The sequence below is a fragment of the Methanosalsum natronophilum genome (assembly GCF_024808815.1).
Taxonomy (GTDB): Archaea; Halobacteriota; Methanosarcinia; order Methanosarcinales; family Methanosarcinaceae; genus Methanosalsum; species Methanosalsum natronophilum.
In genome coordinates this window covers 23752-41297 of record NZ_JANUCS010000003.1, presented here as the reverse complement: position 1 = coordinate 41297, position 17546 = coordinate 23752, and the positions used below count along the sequence as shown (strand labels likewise).

The 17546-nt window shown below is 33.0% G+C and carries 15 protein-coding genes and 1 tRNA gene; 7 read left to right on the top strand and 9 right to left on the bottom strand.

Features of this window, described 5'->3' with window-relative positions:
• Window positions 1–12 precede the first annotated feature (12 nt).
• The 7 genes from J2T59_RS02560 to J2T59_RS02530 all read right to left on the bottom strand — a co-directional run bounded on the left by J2T59_RS02560 (window position 13) and on the right by J2T59_RS02530 (window position 6942).
• On the bottom strand, window positions 13–2397 hold the full coding sequence (locus J2T59_RS02560) for an efflux RND transporter permease subunit (protein WP_259133642.1): 2385 nt from the start codon (window positions 2395–2397) through the stop codon (window positions 13–15).
• 245 nt (window positions 2398–2642) lie between these two features.
• Window positions 2643–2717, bottom strand: a tRNA-Pro gene (locus J2T59_RS02555).
• 54 nt (window positions 2718–2771) lie between these two features.
• A complete protein-coding gene (ribB, locus tag J2T59_RS02550; protein WP_259133640.1) occupies window positions 2772–3503 on the bottom strand; it encodes a 3,4-dihydroxy-2-butanone-4-phosphate synthase in 732 nt (243 codons plus the stop codon).
• Complete coding sequence (locus tag J2T59_RS02545; RefSeq protein ID WP_259133638.1) at window positions 3493–4185, bottom strand: DUF120 domain-containing protein; 693 nt, start codon at window positions 4183–4185, stop codon at window positions 3493–3495. The genes ribB and J2T59_RS02545 overlap by 11 nt, the downstream gene beginning before the upstream one ends.
• 91 nt (window positions 4186–4276) lie before the next feature.
• Window positions 4277–4957 (bottom strand): fibrillarin-like rRNA/tRNA 2'-O-methyltransferase, encoded by a 681-nt coding sequence (locus J2T59_RS02540; protein ID WP_259133636.1) that lies wholly within the window; start codon window positions 4955–4957, stop codon window positions 4277–4279.
• Window positions 4958–5018: 61 nt separating this feature from the next.
• Window positions 5019–5984 carry an NOP5/NOP56 family protein gene (locus J2T59_RS02535; RefSeq protein ID WP_259133634.1) on the bottom strand — a complete coding sequence of 322 codons (966 nt, stop codon included), beginning with the start codon at window positions 5982–5984 and terminating at the stop codon, window positions 5019–5021.
• Window positions 5971–6942 carry a beta-ribofuranosylaminobenzene 5'-phosphate synthase gene (locus J2T59_RS02530; protein ID WP_259133632.1) on the bottom strand — a complete coding sequence of 324 codons (972 nt, stop codon included), beginning with the start codon at window positions 6940–6942 and terminating at the stop codon, window positions 5971–5973. The genes J2T59_RS02535 and J2T59_RS02530 overlap by 14 nt, the downstream gene beginning before the upstream one ends.
• A gap of 301 nt (window positions 6943–7243) precedes the next feature.
• Between J2T59_RS02530 and J2T59_RS02525 the strand changes: the two genes are divergently transcribed.
• Entirely contained in the window at window positions 7244–7507 is a 264-nt protein-coding gene (locus J2T59_RS02525) for an Hsp20/alpha crystallin family protein (RefSeq protein WP_259133630.1), read from the top strand.
• Between the two features lie 5 nt (window positions 7508–7512).
• Here J2T59_RS02525 and J2T59_RS02520 read toward each other — a convergent pair whose 3' ends face one another.
• The gene (locus J2T59_RS02520) at window positions 7513–9726 is read right to left on the bottom strand and encodes an ATP-dependent DNA helicase (RefSeq protein ID WP_259133628.1); all 2214 of its coding nucleotides are present in this window, start codon (window positions 9724–9726) and stop codon (window positions 7513–7515) included.
• A gap of 332 nt (window positions 9727–10058) precedes the next feature.
• Between J2T59_RS02520 and asd the strand changes: the two genes are divergently transcribed.
• From asd to pyrH, 3 genes are all read left to right on the top strand, one after another.
• Complete coding sequence (gene asd / locus J2T59_RS02515) at window positions 10059–11090, top strand: aspartate-semialdehyde dehydrogenase (RefSeq protein ID WP_259133627.1); 1032 nt, start codon at window positions 10059–10061, stop codon at window positions 11088–11090.
• Window positions 11091–11164: 74 nt separating this feature from the next.
• Window positions 11165–11848, top strand: a complete 684-nt coding sequence (locus tag J2T59_RS02510; protein WP_259133626.1) for a hypothetical protein — start codon at window positions 11165–11167, stop codon at window positions 11846–11848.
• Window positions 11849–11855: 7 nt separating this feature from the next.
• Complete coding sequence (pyrH, locus tag J2T59_RS02505) at window positions 11856–12560, top strand: UMP kinase (protein ID WP_259133625.1); 705 nt, start codon at window positions 11856–11858, stop codon at window positions 12558–12560.
• Between the two features lie 6 nt (window positions 12561–12566).
• On the opposite strand, the gene J2T59_RS02500 is transcribed toward pyrH, so the two are convergent.
• The gene (locus J2T59_RS02500) at window positions 12567–13496 is read right to left on the bottom strand and encodes a ribose 1,5-bisphosphate isomerase (protein ID WP_259133624.1); all 930 of its coding nucleotides are present in this window, start codon (window positions 13494–13496) and stop codon (window positions 12567–12569) included.
• 279 nt (window positions 13497–13775) lie between these two features.
• Here J2T59_RS02500 and J2T59_RS02495 point away from each other — a divergent pair, with 279 nt between their 5' ends.
• The 3 genes from J2T59_RS02495 to J2T59_RS02485 all read left to right on the top strand — a co-directional run bounded on the left by J2T59_RS02495 (window position 13776) and on the right by J2T59_RS02485 (window position 17505).
• A complete protein-coding gene (locus J2T59_RS02495; RefSeq protein ID WP_259133623.1) occupies window positions 13776–15143 on the top strand; it encodes an aldehyde dehydrogenase family protein in 1368 nt (455 codons plus the stop codon).
• A gap of 68 nt (window positions 15144–15211) precedes the next feature.
• A complete protein-coding gene (locus J2T59_RS02490) occupies window positions 15212–16015 on the top strand; it encodes a class I SAM-dependent methyltransferase (RefSeq protein WP_259133622.1) in 804 nt (267 codons plus the stop codon).
• A gap of 41 nt (window positions 16016–16056) precedes the next feature.
• The gene (locus J2T59_RS02485) at window positions 16057–17505 is read left to right on the top strand and encodes a D-aminoacyl-tRNA deacylase (RefSeq protein ID WP_259133621.1); all 1449 of its coding nucleotides are present in this window, start codon (window positions 16057–16059) and stop codon (window positions 17503–17505) included.
• The last annotated feature ends 41 nt before the right edge of the window (window positions 17506–17546 follow it).

Here is a 17546-nt window from a genome sequence, read left to right as displayed (position 1 = left end):
TCAATTTCTAAATTAAACACAATTATTCAAATTAATCTTTTTTCTTTCACTTCTCTTATCTCTCCATTGATCAAGGAGCAAGATCACAGCAGGAAATACCACAAAAGTAGCCATTAGAGCTAATCCTACATCGATTACTGTTACAAGTCCAAAGTTTTGATTCATTGGAAATGGAGATGCCAATAAAGCAGAGAAACCAAACATAGTTGTAAAGCCAGAGGTTGCGATAGCTTTTCCTATTTTTGTTATTGCCTCATTCATTGCTTCAACGTGGGCCAATCCTTTCTCTTTTTCCTCATAATATCTTTCCATCATAAGAATTGCATACTCTGAACCAATACCTAGTATTAAAGCACCAAGTGTAGCTGTCATTGGCGTATATTCTATTCCAGTATAATACATAACTCCACCATTCCAACCAATTACAGCTAACATTGTTATTACAGGGGCAACCGCTTTCACAATATCCCTATATATTACCAATAACCCAAAGAAAACCAATAGCAAACCAAATAGTGTCATTAGAGTTCTTCCACTTGTCAATGCAAAAATAACTTCAGTAAATATTACAGGATCACCAGTAGCAGTTATATGAACTCCTGGAGGTGGGGGTATCCACATTAGGTCATATTCAACCATTTCAACAACATCTTCCATCCCCTCTATACCAATTGTTCCAAAAGCATCACCGATATTCAAATTGACATGTAACAATGTTTCTTCATAGACATACATTTCTTTCTGTGAATCAGATAATTGAGAATAAATCTCTTTAATCTCACTAGAGCTTTCAGGTATTTTGCCATCATTTTCTGCCTTAACAATATCCACAATACTTGATGATGAATGAATATGGCTTCGCCTATCCACCATATGAGATTCGAAATCGTCTATCCACTTCAATAGCTCAGGATTGGCATTATTGTCAGACATTACGATTAAATTAATCGAATCCTCAACGCCAATATAGGTATCTAGCCTATTAAGTTCAGCTAGCTCAGGCATGTCTTGAGGGACAAAGGTTCTCATATCAGCTTCTAGTGGAACTAGAAAATCTGCATATAGTCCTCCTATACACAGAATACCTGCAACTGAAATAATGAGAATAGGATGTTTGGAAGTGATTTTAGACGTACCTCTCAATAATTTTACCAAATTTTCATTTTCAGCCTTTTCACCATCATTTGATTTATTCTCTGAATTTCTAATCAAAAATGTTAGATTGTATTTTTTTGCAAACTCGTGCCTTCTCCTTCTTATTCTATGTAGACCATAAATAATAGAAACTCCAACAAAAAGTGAAGTTAAAAAGCAAACAGTGATTCCTATTAAAAGAAGTTTAGCAAAATCCTGAATCATTGGAACTGTAGATGTCAATAGTGATGCAAAACCTAGTGATGTGATTATTAAAGCTATTAATACTGCTGGGCCGGTATGCTTAATCGTTTCAATAACTGCAACTGCTTCATTATCTGATCTCGAGAATTCTTCTTCGATTCTACTATGAAACTGAATTGCATAATCAATTCCAAGCCCTATCAAAATAGGAAATGCTGCCATTGATGCAGTAGTTAATGGAATTTCAGTATATCCCATAAGCCCAAAAGTATATATTATGCCTAAAAACACAAGCGGGAGTGGTAAAATCCTCCAACGAACGTGTCTGAAAACAGCATATAAAGCTATTATCATAAAAATCCCTGAAACAACTAACAATATAGCTGTTGTTTCGTTCATTAAATCTTCAACTGCAATATTAAAAGTGGTAAATCCAGTAACAGTTACAGTATACCCTGGTGGAAATTGGGCTAAACTAATAGAATCCATAATTTTTTCATTTATTTCCCTGAGTTCAGCGTCATCCAGATTTCTATCAAGGGTGATATAAACTATATTTACGTTCTTTTGAGGAACTGTAGTCTCACCAGCATTATTTTTTTCAAGATATGATTTGATAACCTCTCGATCTGAAGGAATATCATATCTACCATGTTCTTCGAAATGAATCTCTTTTACAACAGAAGCAACACTATCAGTTCCTTCAACTCCAGGAATGTTCTCAACAAGAATTTGATATCTATCTATTGCATTCAAAATACCTGGTGAGATCTCATCTCCACCTTCTACCATTACTGGAATAGTCGGTTTACTAAAAATATTAAGATAAAGATGTTCAAAGTCTTGATAAAGGCGTGAGTTTTTATCTGCAAATGTCTCTGTACCCGTCTCCATCTCAATATTTTGAGCCCCATGTATTGCAATAATTATAAAAAATACTGCGATTATGCAAATTAAGAGCTTATTATCTTCTATGAAAATACCTAATTTTTCAAAGATGTTTTTGATACCTATCTCTCCAGGTGAACTTAACGCCAATATATTTTTTTGAATTTCCAAAAACAATAATTCCAAAAAACTTGATGTTATTTATTTATTGCTCAAAAGAAAAACACATCACAAAATTACACATCTTTGGCGTAATTAATTTTGGTTTGTTAATAATAATCCATTTAGAGATTGGATACTGTTTGAAGCTGTGAACCATTGTAGTATCATATGAGGCAGATAGGATAGAATTATACGAACAGTATCGTTTTGCATTGAAAATATTATGTGAAATGCCTTTTTGCTAAAGAAATCAATGGGGCCGCGGAGATTTGAACTCCAGTCACAAGACCCCCAGCCTTGTAGGATCGACCAGGCTACCCTACGGCCCCACATTGAACCTTACATAAATACAGTAAATTAAACTTAAGTTATTTTATTCTTTCTCAATAGCTGTTCAGCTCTTTCCATGTCTCATAGGCTTCTACTATCTCAGAACCTTCTACAAAAACCATTTCTTTTTTGTTAGAAAGTTCAATTGCTTTTTTCTTCGATAATGCAGTCCCACTGTGATCGTCAAGTATCTCACAGATAGCTACTGCAGGTGTTATTCCTGACATATGAGCAAGTGCTACTGATAGTTCGGTTTGACCACATCTTTCATTAGTAAGACCCTCAGCTGCTCTCAGAAGTGCAACATGACCAGGTGTTCTAAATTCAATCCCAAAATCTACAGGTTCAGCATTTAGCGTTTTCTTGACACTATTTGCAACCTCATTTATGGTTAGGGCCCGGTCATTATCAGGAATCCCTGTTCTTGTTTTTCTATGATTAACCCATAAGGAAAAAGATGACCTTGAATCATACTTCAGATCACCACTTTTCTCAATTGTTTTTAAGATTGATGGATCTACTTCACTTGCAGAAATCAATAAATCTGACATTAGTGGGAGTCCAAGTTTCTCTGCTGCAAGGGCGTCCAGTGAAACACATATCAAGCCTCCACCTTCTTTCCTCATTAGGCGAACGTCAGATGGTTTTACAGCTTCTGCTGGTATCGCAAAATCTGTTTCTTCTTCCCTCCCTTCCATATCAAATAATAATATTGTATTCCCTGCTTTAAAGGATTCTATAGCTTTCCTTACATTTTCTGCAAAAATATATTCATCAACGCTCATAATTATAATCTCCATTTAAATCATGGGAACTGTTTACAGTGATTGTAATATCATCACCATCTTCTAAATTAAGTGTTTCACGGAGGTTAACAGGTGCTATGATTTCCACCAAGTTAGAAGGATAATGTGACCTATCTGGAACTAGAATTCCTGCATAAATTCCACCAATCTCCACTGAGTAACATAATCCGCCCCCAAATGTGCGCTCGTTACTTGTAAAACCATTGATTCTAATTGAAAACTCTTTTTTAAATTTCTGATGTTTATTTGAGTTTTGTGAATCTAGTAGCACGTTCAAGGTCCCAGGGTATGGTTTAAAGGCTAGTATTTTACTGAATTGGTTGATATATCCTTCTTTAAGCATATAGTATTGTCCTTCACCTAAACCTGTTGTTACTGTACCTTTAATTTTCATATAATTATCTTTAGCGGAAAAAATGAATTTATAGTCAGAGTATTCTTTCTTTAAAATATCAAAACCTTTTTCAGTAATCATAGCTAACTGGTCGTCTGAAGTACTGCTTATTTTTATAAGACCTTGTTTTTCTAATTCTTTGAATATTTCTTTCGCTGACTCATCATTTTTAGAAATGTAATCTATTATTTCAGTTGAAGATATGTATACAGAGTTCTTAGTTGCACCTAGAAAGCCTAATTTTTTTAGAGGTTCTTTTATATTCATTTAAACACCATATTTTGAAAGTTCAATGAATTGTCGAAACATAAATAAGAAGTAATTGATTACTTTTTAATTTATTTATCACCGAGTTTCACTAACTTTCAGCTTTTGCAACTATTGCCAGGTGATCCTTATGATACGGAGCAAGTTCACTTTTTTTCACCAGCTCAAAACAACATGAACTGCTATTCAAAAGTTTATTCATTTCAGACTTATAGATTTTTTTAGGATTTTCAACTGTATCTATACTTCTTGCTTTGATAGAAAGAACTAGATATCCACCTGGCTTTAGATATTTATCGCTATTCAATAATGCAATTTCAGCTTGGTTTGGTTGTGCTATATCTTGAATAATAATATCAACATTTTCAACTATTGCAGAATAAGAAGATGGATTAGAAGCATCTGCAAGCAGTGGAATAATGTTTGACCGCATTTCACAGAGTTTTATAAGCTCGCGCATTGGGCGTGGAGAAAATTCAACCGAGTATACTATTCCTTCAGTTACAATATCGGATATATGGCTTACTGTTGTACCCGTTGAAGCACCTAGATATAATACTTTAGATGATTTTACTAGTGGAATTTTAAATTTTTTCATTAGCATTGCAGCAACTTTACTTCTTTTGGGGTTCCATTCTCTATATTCATCGCCATGAAATTCTATAAGTTTTTCCCCGTAAACATTTTTTCCTTTGACTGAGTTATATGTCACAAGTGCAGACGTTCCATTTTGAATTTTGTATACACCTTGAGATACTGGGCTAAGTTTCATTTCAGTTTCAATCCTCGTTTCTTAAAATTTTTTGTTTATTTTTTTATTACTAACAGAGAGTTCACAGCTTTTTTATGGATTTTATTTTAGCTTCAAGTTGTTGAGCTAAATCGTCATTCAATATTGTTTCACTTGAATAAAAATCGACTCTTGCAGCAATTGATACAGTAGAAGCAAGTGAACGTGAAATCTTCCCTCTATGCCTCCAGGAGCTACCTTTAATAGTTGGATGATTGAAAATAATACCGTGTTTTGGAGACGTTGCTTTTGATCTCAAGTGTTTAAACAGTGCTTTATTAGCTCCTATTACCTGTATTGTGCTTGATGGCATTTTTGCTAATTTTTCAAGACTCCCTGCAATACTAATCATACGTGCACCTAAAAGATAACCAGCAATATTAGATAAATTTGGGGCAACTATATCCATTTGTTCATGGATATATAGCTCAATTTTTCTTCTAGTTGCATAAAGACTCAAAATATTGAAAGAATATTCAGTAATTATGTCCTCATCCTCATCATTAAAAGAGATTCCCATCGAAGACTCTGCTAAATTAAAATAGTTGTCATTTGCACCTATGTTTTTTCTTACCCCATGTTTGCTGATAAAATATGCTAATTCATCACCAAATAATTCAATTTCTGGGAAGTGAATGCCATACCATTCTGCAAGACGTTCTGAAAGCTCATTCGCAGATTTATCAATGTCATCTAGTGCGTTGATTGCTTGTATTATTTTCAAGTCCGATTGTTCCATTTCAGCTAACTGTAATTTTACTGTCTTTACAGAAACTTGATGTAGTAATGAATAATATTCTTCTTTAGAATTTACAAATCCACATTTTATTGCTTCTTCACTCAAGTTTCTGCCTGTAAAATTCATTTTTGGCTTCGTAAAAATATAGTCCTTAAGAGTTTCTGCGAGGAATTGAATATCTTTAATGTGCAATACAGTATCTTCAAGTTCGTTATTTTCATCTAAGAGTAAACTTCCAAACCATGAAGGGTATTTACTAGTTTCCTTCATATGCCACCTCTTCTATAACTGCTCCACTGTTGTTTGCCTTTGTAACAATAACCTCTCCGTCAATATTATTTTTAAAGAAACTTTCTATTTCTCTTTTTAATTTTTCACTTGAAGTTTTAGTTTCTAATATTGAATAAATGGTAGGTCCAAATGAGCTCATCCCTACACCTAAAGCTCCAAAATCATGAATTTTTGCCATTAACTTTCCTACAATAGGTGGCTGGATTGAAATTTCTCTTTTTTTAAATCCGGTTTTTTGTAGATTATTAATAGCCCTACTAAAGTATAAAATATCTTTTTCTATAACAGATGGTATTAACTGCATTAAAATAATATGTGATATCTCTTGAACTTCACTTAAAGGTATAGGGCAAATATCACGAAATAAATCACATTCTTCTTTATCATATGCTCCTTTCAAATTAGGAATTGCAATTACTATATACCACTCTGGAAAATCTTTTCTAAATAAAATTGGAGCTGGAGTTGCCTTGCTAGCTGAAGATGGAGAGAATGTTTTCTTGTCACTAAATTTATGTCCGCCATCTACTATGAAACCACCATTTTCAAATGATTCAATTCCTATTCCTGATGTACCGCCCCTTCCTGTACGAGAAGCTAATTCTCTTACCGATAGCTTTAGGCCATATAACCTATTCGCAGCCATAGCCCCACAAAGAGAATATTGTGTCCCCGAACCTAAACCTACATGTACTGGGACAGTTGTTTCTACATGAAAGGATATACCATTATTATTTCCCAGAACAGCTTTTGCACCATTTAATATTTTTTCAGAGCCGGGGAATGTATTTATTGACATCTTTTCAGCTTTACAGGCCTTTAACTTTACATGTGGATACTCAAGCGTGAGACCAGTTCCTCCATCAACTCTTCCACATTCCGCATTAAGGTCAATTAGCCCCAAGTGTAATCTAGATGGTGATTTTATTTTTATCATAGATTTTCCTCAAATCATAATATAACTACAATACATTCTTTTTATACAGAAGAAGATTTCTAAGTTAAAAACATGCATATGTAATCTCTTATATATTTAAATAAGTGTTTCCCATTAGTGCCGGCTATATATGTCATTTCAAGTAGCTGTTATTTTATGCACTAGCTTGAGCTAGATATCCTATAACTAGTTTATACTAGTAGCTCAAGTTTATTTTATTTAATCGCATATTTATCGCATATAACTAATATTCAATAACTATAAATATAGATACGCAATAAGTTCTTTTGGGGGTTAAATTATGGACAAGTCAATAGAATATCCTTATGTTTATGAATATTCAGATGAAGCTAATAAAACTTTAAACCTTGAAATAAGCTTGCCCGGTGTAAAGAAAAAAAATGTAGAGCTGAAAATTAATGAAAAAAGCTTTTCCATAAAATTAAGACATAAGAAGAAAAAATACAGGGGAACTTATCCAATTTTCTGTGCAGTTGATGCTAATAAAGCAATATATAGATATGAAAAAGGTAAAATAAAAATTTCAGCTCCTAAATGGAGCTAATCTATTTAGTTATTTTCTACAAAGAAATTTTGTAGGGAGTATTTTAATTTATCGACTTCTACATCTATAATTTCATTTTGTTCTTCCTGAGGAAACTTTTTGAATACTGAGAATTTACCTAGTTTTTTATGAGAGTTACTCAAAAATCTACCATCTAACAAAACTCTTGCCCCATAGTCATCAGGTGATCTTACAACTCTGCCCATTGCCTGCCTAATTTTTCTTATAGTTGGTACCTGAACAGCATATTCCCAGCCATAACCATATCCAAATTCGTGATCATAGGCAGACTCGACTGCTTTCATTCTATCGTCTAATCCAGGATATCCTACACCTACTATAATTACAGTTCGTGCTCTATTATTTTGATAATCAACACCTTCACTTAAAGTCCCCCACAAATAAGATACTAAAACAGCTTTTCCTCCGTTTTCACCGATTTCAAAAAACTGTTCTCTAACATTCTCTGCAGATACTCCAACTTCGTCAATAAGAATAGATATATCTTCAAATTTTACTTTTAGCTTTTTATAATATCTAACAGCTTCAAACGAATTTTGAAAGAATACAACAACATTACCTTCTGTGTTTTTAATTGAATCTATTAAAGCCTGCTCTACTAAGGCAGCAGATTGTATATCATCCCTATTTCTTGAAAATAATGGTGGTATAGATACAGCTACAGTTAATCTCTTATCTAGAGGAAATGATGTGCCATAAGATAATTCACAAACTGGTCGATTAATACCTAATGTGGTTCTTACCATATCAAATGGCCTCAAAGTGGCCGACATCAAGATTACCGAATATATAGATTCAAGTAGTGGATGTGTTACATTCTTAGGGATGCAAGTAAATAGCTCAACTCTAGCATATATACTGTCGCTAGAATCCCTTCTCACATTTAAAATTGGATAATAGTTAGGGTTATTTGAAAGGTTTAGATAGTTAGAAATAAATTGTGAAGATTGTAAAATATGTGACTTTTTTAAAACACTAGTGAGGCCACTTTTATATTGCTCTTTATAAGTTTCATCAAGTTTAAAACCTATATCATTTGCAATAGTTAATATTTTTTGAATATCTTTGGCATCGCCAATATTCTCCTTAATTGTGCTACGTAAAAACCTAGCAGTGACCATGTCATTTCTTTCATAAGGATCACTTATTCTCAAGTCATACCATTTTTTCCCTACCCTTTCTCTTTCACCAAATTTAAATCGTGAATTATAGGTTTCTTGAACACTTCGTAGAAAAAGACTAAATAATTTATATATATCCTTATTTTTTATATAATCTAAATTGGCTTCAACTTCTGCTATTGTCTTTTCTAAAGTATGCTCAGTTAAAGTGAGTGATGAATGGGATCTAGCAGATGATTCAAGGTTATGAGCCTCATCAAAAATAACAATGACATCTTCGGGTGTTTTTTCAAGCCAGTTTAGTAAAGTTGAAAAAATATCGCTATTCAAAATATGATGAAAATTACATATAACTAAATCTGCATGTTTTAGTTCTCTTTTGAGAAGTTCATATCCACACATGCCCTTATTTACTGCAAAATTGTTCACTTCTTCAGGTGTTCTGACGTCTTCAAACAACCAATTCCTGAACGACTGACTATCATATTTAATAACCTCATATAATTCGTTGCAGGCCCTGTTGCGTATGCTAGTCAGTTTCTCTTCAGCAGCAGAGAGTTCTTTTACTAGCTCATCTCTTAATATAATATTATCTTGATCTTTTGATTTCTTGTAATTGTCAGTTGCTGCCCTTATTTCTTGCTTCTTTAATTCAATCTCCTTTTCAAGATCCAATAAATCAATAGTGTTTTCCCTTTTTAGGTTACATTCCTCATAATCAACTTCATGTGGACATATCGTTGACTTACCTTTAACAACAGCTGCTTTAATGTTTACATTTTTTTTGATTGCTTTTGCCTCATTTACAAATTGAACCATCTGTTGGTGAACATTTGTTGCTATAATCACGGTCTTCTGATTTTTTTTCCCAAAATAAAGAGAAGGAACTAAAGCACTTAGGGTTTTACCAGTACCACATGCACCTTCAAAAAGAACCAGCTTTTTTTCGTTCAAAGCAGAATTTATTTTAGCCATCGCTTCTTGCTGATTAGCGTAATATGTTTTTTTTGGAAAGTAATTTTGATAATCTTCACGTTCAAACATGCAAATATTGTCATGTTCTGTAGGCATAAACATTTTTTGATGGAAAAAGACCTGTCCCGAAAATAATAAAATACAGTTCTATATAGAACTTGAGATGAAAAACGCACGGAATTGACTTCTAAGTAATAGTCGATAAGTTTTTATCCAATTTCAATTAGTTATTAATAATTAGGCTTTAAAGAGCAACATCATTTAATTATCAAATATGAAATTCACTTCAGAAAATCCATTTTATGAAACAAATGTCATATTGGTTTTAAACAATTTCTTATATGAATATCATACAAATAAATATAAGGTTTGAATAAGTGATAGAATTTAAAAATTGTCACTTTTATGCAGAAGAGTATATCAAAGGGATTATCATGGCAGAAATGATTAAAGTTGGAATATTAGGTGCAACTGGAGCAGTTGGGCAGCGTTTTATAGAAGCATTAAGTAATCATCCTTGGTTTGAAATTACTTCTCTTGCAGCTTCAGAAAGGAGTGCAGGTAAAAAATATTCAGATGCAGCTTCTTGGAGATTAGAATCTAAACTACCGGACGAGATTAAAGATATTGAAGTTGTGCCTGTAGATACTTCAAAAGTTGATGCAGATATCGTATTTTCGGCATTACCTTCAAACAATGCAAGTAAAATTGAACCAAAATTTGCAGAGGCAGGATTTGTAGTAGCAAGTAATGCTTCTGCTTTTCGAATGGAACCGGACGTTCCGCTCGTTATTCCAGAAGTGAACTCAAATCATTTAGACATGATTGATGTACAAAAGGATAATAGAAACTGGGACGGGCACATCATTACAAACCCAAATTGCTCAACTATAGTTATGGTTATGACACTTAAGCCACTAATGCAATTTGGGCTGGAATCAGTAAATGTTGCTACGATGCAAGCGATATCAGGAGCTGGTTTTAATGGTATACCATCAATGGCCATCATGGATAACATTATCCCATATATATCAACCGAGGAAGATAAAATGGAAACTGAACCTTTAAAGCTTCTAGGTGAATTTAATGGCTCTGAGATTGAAAATGTTGACATAAATATTAGTGCATCATGCCACAGGGTTCCTGTAATGGATGGGCATACTGAAGCAATTTGGGCATCAATGAAACAAAAACCAGACCCATTCGAAGTAACTAAAGCATTTAAAGAATTTGATCCTAATATTGGTGATTTACCCAGCAAACCAAAGCACTCAATAATTGTTAGTGATAAGGAAGATCGACCACAGCCAAGGTTAGATCGAAATGCAGGGAATGGAATGAGTATAAGTATAGGCAGAATACGTCAAGGAATAAGATATGTTGCAATGGGACACAATACCATCAGAGGTGCTGCTGGTGCTAGTGTCCTTAATGCAGAATTAATGTATAAGAAAGGTTACATGTAAATAAGTGGAGCTAAATATTTTTGAAATACAAACTAATTTTCACTATCATCTTACTTTTTTTATCTATAATTAGCGTGCCACATGTCTCAGCAGAAACTTCCATATTCCAAAGAGATGTTGTTGATATTAAAGATTTAGAAAATAATCCACGTATATACGACAGCACAACAGCTTATAGAAAGATTAGTGTTATAGCAGATATAAATGAACTTGAAAGATATTCAGCTTCTATAGGCTCAGATGAATACTTCTTGTTACTAGACGTCACTTATTTGGATATACTTGAAGGTTTTAGCAAAGGAGACAGAGTCATGGTAACTGGTAGTTTCAAACATGTGCCTTTAGGTAAAGACATATTCAATCAAGAATATGTGATGCATTATCCAAAAAGAGAATTAGGTGAAGTTGCAATAAGTGATGTGAAAAATAATCCTGCTGCTTACAATGGAAAGTTTATAAAAGTTGTTGGAAACCTAACAAACATCAGAGACAGCTCTGGAAAAACAATAATGTATATAGAAGACGTAGAAACTGAAAAAAGTATTAAGGTTCTATTTTATGGGGTCACTACATTAGAAAAAGGTATGAAGGTTCAGGCAGAAGGATTATTAAATGGTGATTCCCTTCATAGTGAAAATGTAGGACAATATAGAGACTCACTGCCATTCAATGTATTAACTGGGTTTGAATATGTTACAACCTTTTTAGCAGTTATTTTAATGACTTTGTTCTTAGCTTTAAAGAAAAAAAGGAAATGATTTAATAATGAAATTAGTAATTTCTATAGGCGGATCTATACTTAGCAAAAACTTGGATGCTGAAATTTTTAAACAATATACATCTATTATCAAAGAGATGGCTAAATATCATAAACTAGTCATTGTTACCGGTGGCGGTGAAACTGCTAGAAACTACATTAATGTCGCTAGAGATTTGGGGTCAAATGAAGTTGTCTGTGACAATATCGGAATTGAGGTAACTCGGTTGAATGCGCAACTACTTATATGTGCCCTTGGAAATGATACGTGCCCATATACTCCTCAAAATTATAAAGAAGCAAAGGAAGCTTTCTTGCTGCATAACATCGTGGTCATGGGTGGAGTTATACCCGGTCAGACAACTGATGCAGTGTCAGCTATAGTAGCTGAAGATATAGGTGCAGACTGCTTAATAATAGCTACTTCGGTAGATGGTGTATATTCCGGAGATCCAAATACAGATAAAAATGCTACCAAATATGACAAAATTAGCCCTAAAAAGTTGGTTGATATAGTCATGGCTACAGAGATGATTGCAGGGTCTAAGTCGCCTGTAGATCCGCTAGCTTCAAAGATGATAGAAAGATGTAACATTAAAACATTTGTTATCGATGGCACCAATCCTTCTATTTTTAAGCATACAATTGATATTATTGTCAAAAGTCCTGACGAATTGAATAGTCTGAAAGATGGGACCATAATCACAAATTAAGAACAATTAGTCTAGATCTTCTAGAGTCCATCCAAGATAATCTCTAATTATTACATATGCCATCTGAGGAGGAATAGCACCTGCCTCCGTTATAATCAAGTCAATGTATTCAGCCGGTGTGAAGTCAAATGCTGGATTTTTTATAGTTACATTCTCAAGTGTACTTAGATACTCAGCATCAACAACTTCATATGGAGACCTTTCTTCTATGTCTATTTTTTGACCTAATATCGTATTTGGGCTAAATTTGTATGTTTCAGCGGCTACTATGAAGTTAACCCTTGATTCATTAGCAATAAGTGCAAGTTGAGATGTCCCTATTTTATTTACAAGTGTTCCATTAACGGCTATAGAATCAGCACCTACAATCACAAGGTCAACTTTTTTCATAATTGACATAACAGCTGAATCTACAATTAAAGTGGTTTTGATCCCATAGTCATTTAGCTCTTTTGCTGTTATTAATCCTTGTTTTCTAGGCCTGGATTCAGTTGCGACAACGGATATGCTTTTACCTTGATCAAAAGCTTTTTTAATTGAAGCTATAGCTGCATGTGAGTTGCAGTGCGTTAAAATAACGCTACCATTGCTAATTCTTCTTGATCCAATTTCACCTATAGAATCAATCGCTTTTTGAGCAGATTTAATGAAATTATCAGCATTCTCTATAATCTCTTTTTTTGCTTCATCTACTGTGTTTGACTTAAATGTACTCGAAATTTTTACAGCATTTGGAAGTGATACCGCTGTAGGCCTAGTATTAATAAGAACGGATCTAACTTGATTAATCTCATTTTTAAATTCTTCCATTGATGATACGTTCAAATTTTCTACATATATTTTAATTGCATTTGATGCGGCTACCGCGATTCTGCCTGCACCTCTTATCTCCATAGATTCAATTTTCTGTGCTGTTTCATGTATTATATCGTTCATGAATTTAATATAGAACTTAGAAAAACTTATAGCTAACTATATCTAATCCAAACCAAAACTACTTTTTATCATGATGTAAAAAGAAGAAGTATAGTTTCAAAGTGAGCGGTAGGGAACGGGGTAGTATCAAAAAAGCCACTCACTTTGAATTTCACACTATAATAAGCATGCACATTTATTTAAAAATTATGAGCTCAAATTTGACCATTGATATATACATTAGCTCAAAAGCAATATCATGGGCCATGTACACAGTAGATAAAACATATGGAGAAGAACATGAATAAAATAGTCTCAATTAATCCAACTACTAAAACCGTTAATGGAGAATTTAGTTATCATTCTAAGAAAGAAACTGATTTTTGCTTGAAAAATGCTATCAATGCCTTTGAAAGTTGGAAGCTGAAAAGTATTAATGAAAGAGCAAGTTATCTAAGAAACGTTTCTAAAGTATTAAATCGTGAAAAAGAAGCTTTAGCCACAATAATTACTATTGAAATGGGTAAGCCTATTAAACAATCCCTAAATGAAATAGAAAAATGTATTCAAACTATAGATTATTTTGTTGAAAATACAGAAAATTTAATTTCACCAATTCTAAAAGAAAGTGATAGTAATAAATCTTACATTTGTTTTCAGCCCATTGGACCAATTCTTTTTATTAAACCATGGAATTTTCCATTCTGGCAGGTTTTAAGTTCGGCCTCTTACACAATAATTAGTGGAAATGTAATTCTTTTAAAACATTCAAATAATGTACCAATGTGCTCAAAAGCTATTGAGGAGATTTTCAAAGAATCAGGAATTCCAGATGGAGTATTTCAAACAATAATGGTCAGTGGTGAGCACGCTTCTAGATTAATATCTTCCAACGAGATAAAAGGTGTCTCTTTTACAGGCAGCGATTATGTAGGAGAAAGTATTGCTGAGATTTCTGGAAGGTTCCTAAAAAAATCTGTTCTAGAACTTGGAGGAAGCGATCCATTTATAGTTTTAGAAAATTCCGATGTTGAAAAAGCAGCTCTCTTTGCCTCAAATGCACGTTTTTTAAATTGTGGTCAAGTATGCATATCTGCAAAAAGAATAATCTTAGAAGAGCCAATTAAAGAAGAGTTTATCAATGAATTTCTAAAGAATATCGAGAATATGAAAATTGGGGACCCACTAGAACCAAGTACTGATATTGGCCCAATGGCAAATGAAGCACAGCTTGGAACTATCAATAACCAAGTAAGTGATGCATTAGCAAAGGGTGCAGAGAATTTATTACAGAAAAATGTAAGCGAATTTGATGGGTTATTTTATCCACCTACAGTCCTAGCAGAAATATCAACTAATATGAAGGTCTACAACGAAGAAACCTTTGGCCCTGTAGCTGCCCTGGTTACTGCAAGGAATGAAGATGATTGCATAAAAATAGCTAATGATACTAAATTTGGGTTAAGTTCTACTATTTGGTGCTATGATGAAAATAAAGCACTAAGGCTTGCATCACTTGTTGAAGCTGGAATGGTTGGAATTAATACCTTTTTTAAGCCAGATCCATCTATGCCTTTCGGTGGAATCAAAAGAAGTGGAATTGGAAGAGAATTATCTAAGTTTGGGATTTATGAGTTTATGAATATCAAATCAATAAAGCATAGTTAACTGGTATATGAATTTATTTACAACTACATATTCTAAGTATAAGCATCCATCTATGAAAGATGAAGTACATGAAGAAAATAAAAACGATAGTTGAAGAGAATGTACCAGATGAATTCCAATCATTGGTACCTAAAAGGTTTGATCTCATTGGAGATATATTGATACTTAAAATTCCTTCAGAGTTAGAAGATATAAAATTGAAGCTAGCTAAAGCAATTCTAATTGAAAATAATAATAATATTAAAGTAGTAGCTAACAAGGTAACAAAAGTATGTCGTGAGGAAAGAGTATGCAAGTACGAGATTATTGAAGGTAACCGTTTAACAACAATTCATAGAGAAAATGGCCATAAATATAAAATTGATATTGAAAAAGTATTTTTTAATAACCGCCTTTCAGATGAAAGGTTGAGAGTTTTTAAACAAATACAGCCGAAAGAAAATATTGTGATCCCTTTTAGTGGTGTTGGGCCCTTTGCTATACCTCCAGCAGTAAATTCAAAAATAACAGCTATTGATTCAAATATATGGGCATGTGAGCTTTTAAAGTACAATTCATCTTTAAATAAAGTAGATGAAAATCTAAAGGTAATAAATGGAAATGCATTTAGTATAAATAAAATGTTCACTCACAAGTTTGATAGAGCAATAGTACCAACTCCTTACGGAAAAGATTGTTTCTTAAATGTTGTTTTAAAATCTGTGAAACTTGGAGGACATATTCATTTTTATACATTCAAAAGTCAAAAAGAAATTAGAAACCTAGTTAAAGATTATGAAAATTTGGGTTTAGAAATAATTTACTACAAAAAGTGTGGGAATATTGCACCTGGGATTAGTAGATGGGTTTTTGATCTTGTGAAAAAACATTAAATATAGTTTACTAGTGCCATTCTTACAAGGTAAGTTTTACAATGTATTCAGATACCAGCATTATAGATTCAAGTGAAGATAAAGTCACAATAATCTGCTCTAAAAAAGATGATGCTAGTCTAAACATAATGAATTCACTTTTACAAATTGAAATTTGGCATCAAGTTGATCACAAATATATTCCTGATGATTTTCATAGAGTCTTTGAATCTAAATTCCATAGAATAATAGAAATCAATTCTAGTCTTATCTACCAGGATGCTATAGATCAAACAATAAGGAAATCTGGATTTGAGCCTTCCTTGATTATTTTTGCATCTAAACACGCCAGTAAACAAGATAGAAAAGTTCTTACAGCACATTTTAGTGGTAATGTGAATAGTATTGGTTATGGGGGACGATGTAAAGAGCTTGCTATGTCTTCACCAATTGCTCTAAAACTAGTATTAAACTCGATGAAAACGTTATGTCAGGGTGGAGACTATGAAGTATCCCTAGAAGCAACTCATCATGGACCAAGTGACATACAAACACCTTCTTTATTTGTAGAAATTGGTAGTAAACACGCTCAATGGACTGATGTATATGCCGGCAAGATTGTTGCACAATCAATATTACAAATAAAGAATGACATTTTAAAGGCAAAAAAGCCTGTTGCTTTAGGTTTTGGTGGAGGACATTATCCTGTAAGACAATCTAAATTGATATTTGAATCTGGAATAACCTTTGGACACATTTTTTCAAATTACCAAATAAAGTATCTAGACTACAATTTAATATCGCATGCTGTAGAAAGAACAAAACCAGACTTTGCTTTTTTTGACAAAAAAAACCTGCCTATTAAAGAGCAAAAGAAGATTGAAAACATTCTTACTTTACTTGGAATAGAGATAATAGGAGAAAGTGAAATTAGAGAAATGAGTACAATCCCTTGGAGTTTCTTTTCTTTAATTAGAAATATTGCTAATTCTTATAAACCTGATTCATTTGTTAAAATATCACATATACTAAAAAAACAGCTATCATCCTTAGATTTACCCATATGCTATGAAAGCTCTTCAACCAATAAAAAAATACATAAGTTAGAAATTAATAAAAACTTAGTAGATGAAGTTAATAAATGTGGTCTTGAAGAGTTACAAATTAGTCTCGAAAAACTCCCTGTTATATACATAATAGAGAGCGATGGGAATATCAATAACTACTTCTTTGCGTTTAACGAAAACAACATATGTTTAAACTTAAAAGCCAAGATAACCTATGAGTGCATTCAAATACTAAAAAAACATTATGAAACTAAGCACGATTTGGCTGAAGGTGCTATCTATATAAAAAAGCAAAGGTTTAATCCTAAAATGGCACAAGAGTTAGGCGTAGAACCTGGACCAATGTTTGGAAAATTAGCTAGTGGAAATACCGTCAAAGTTAATACTAAGATTATAACACCAGAGATGGTTAATGATACTTATACAACAAAGATTTATCTATGAAAAAAATACATGCAAAAACTTTATTAGTTTATAGTTGGAGG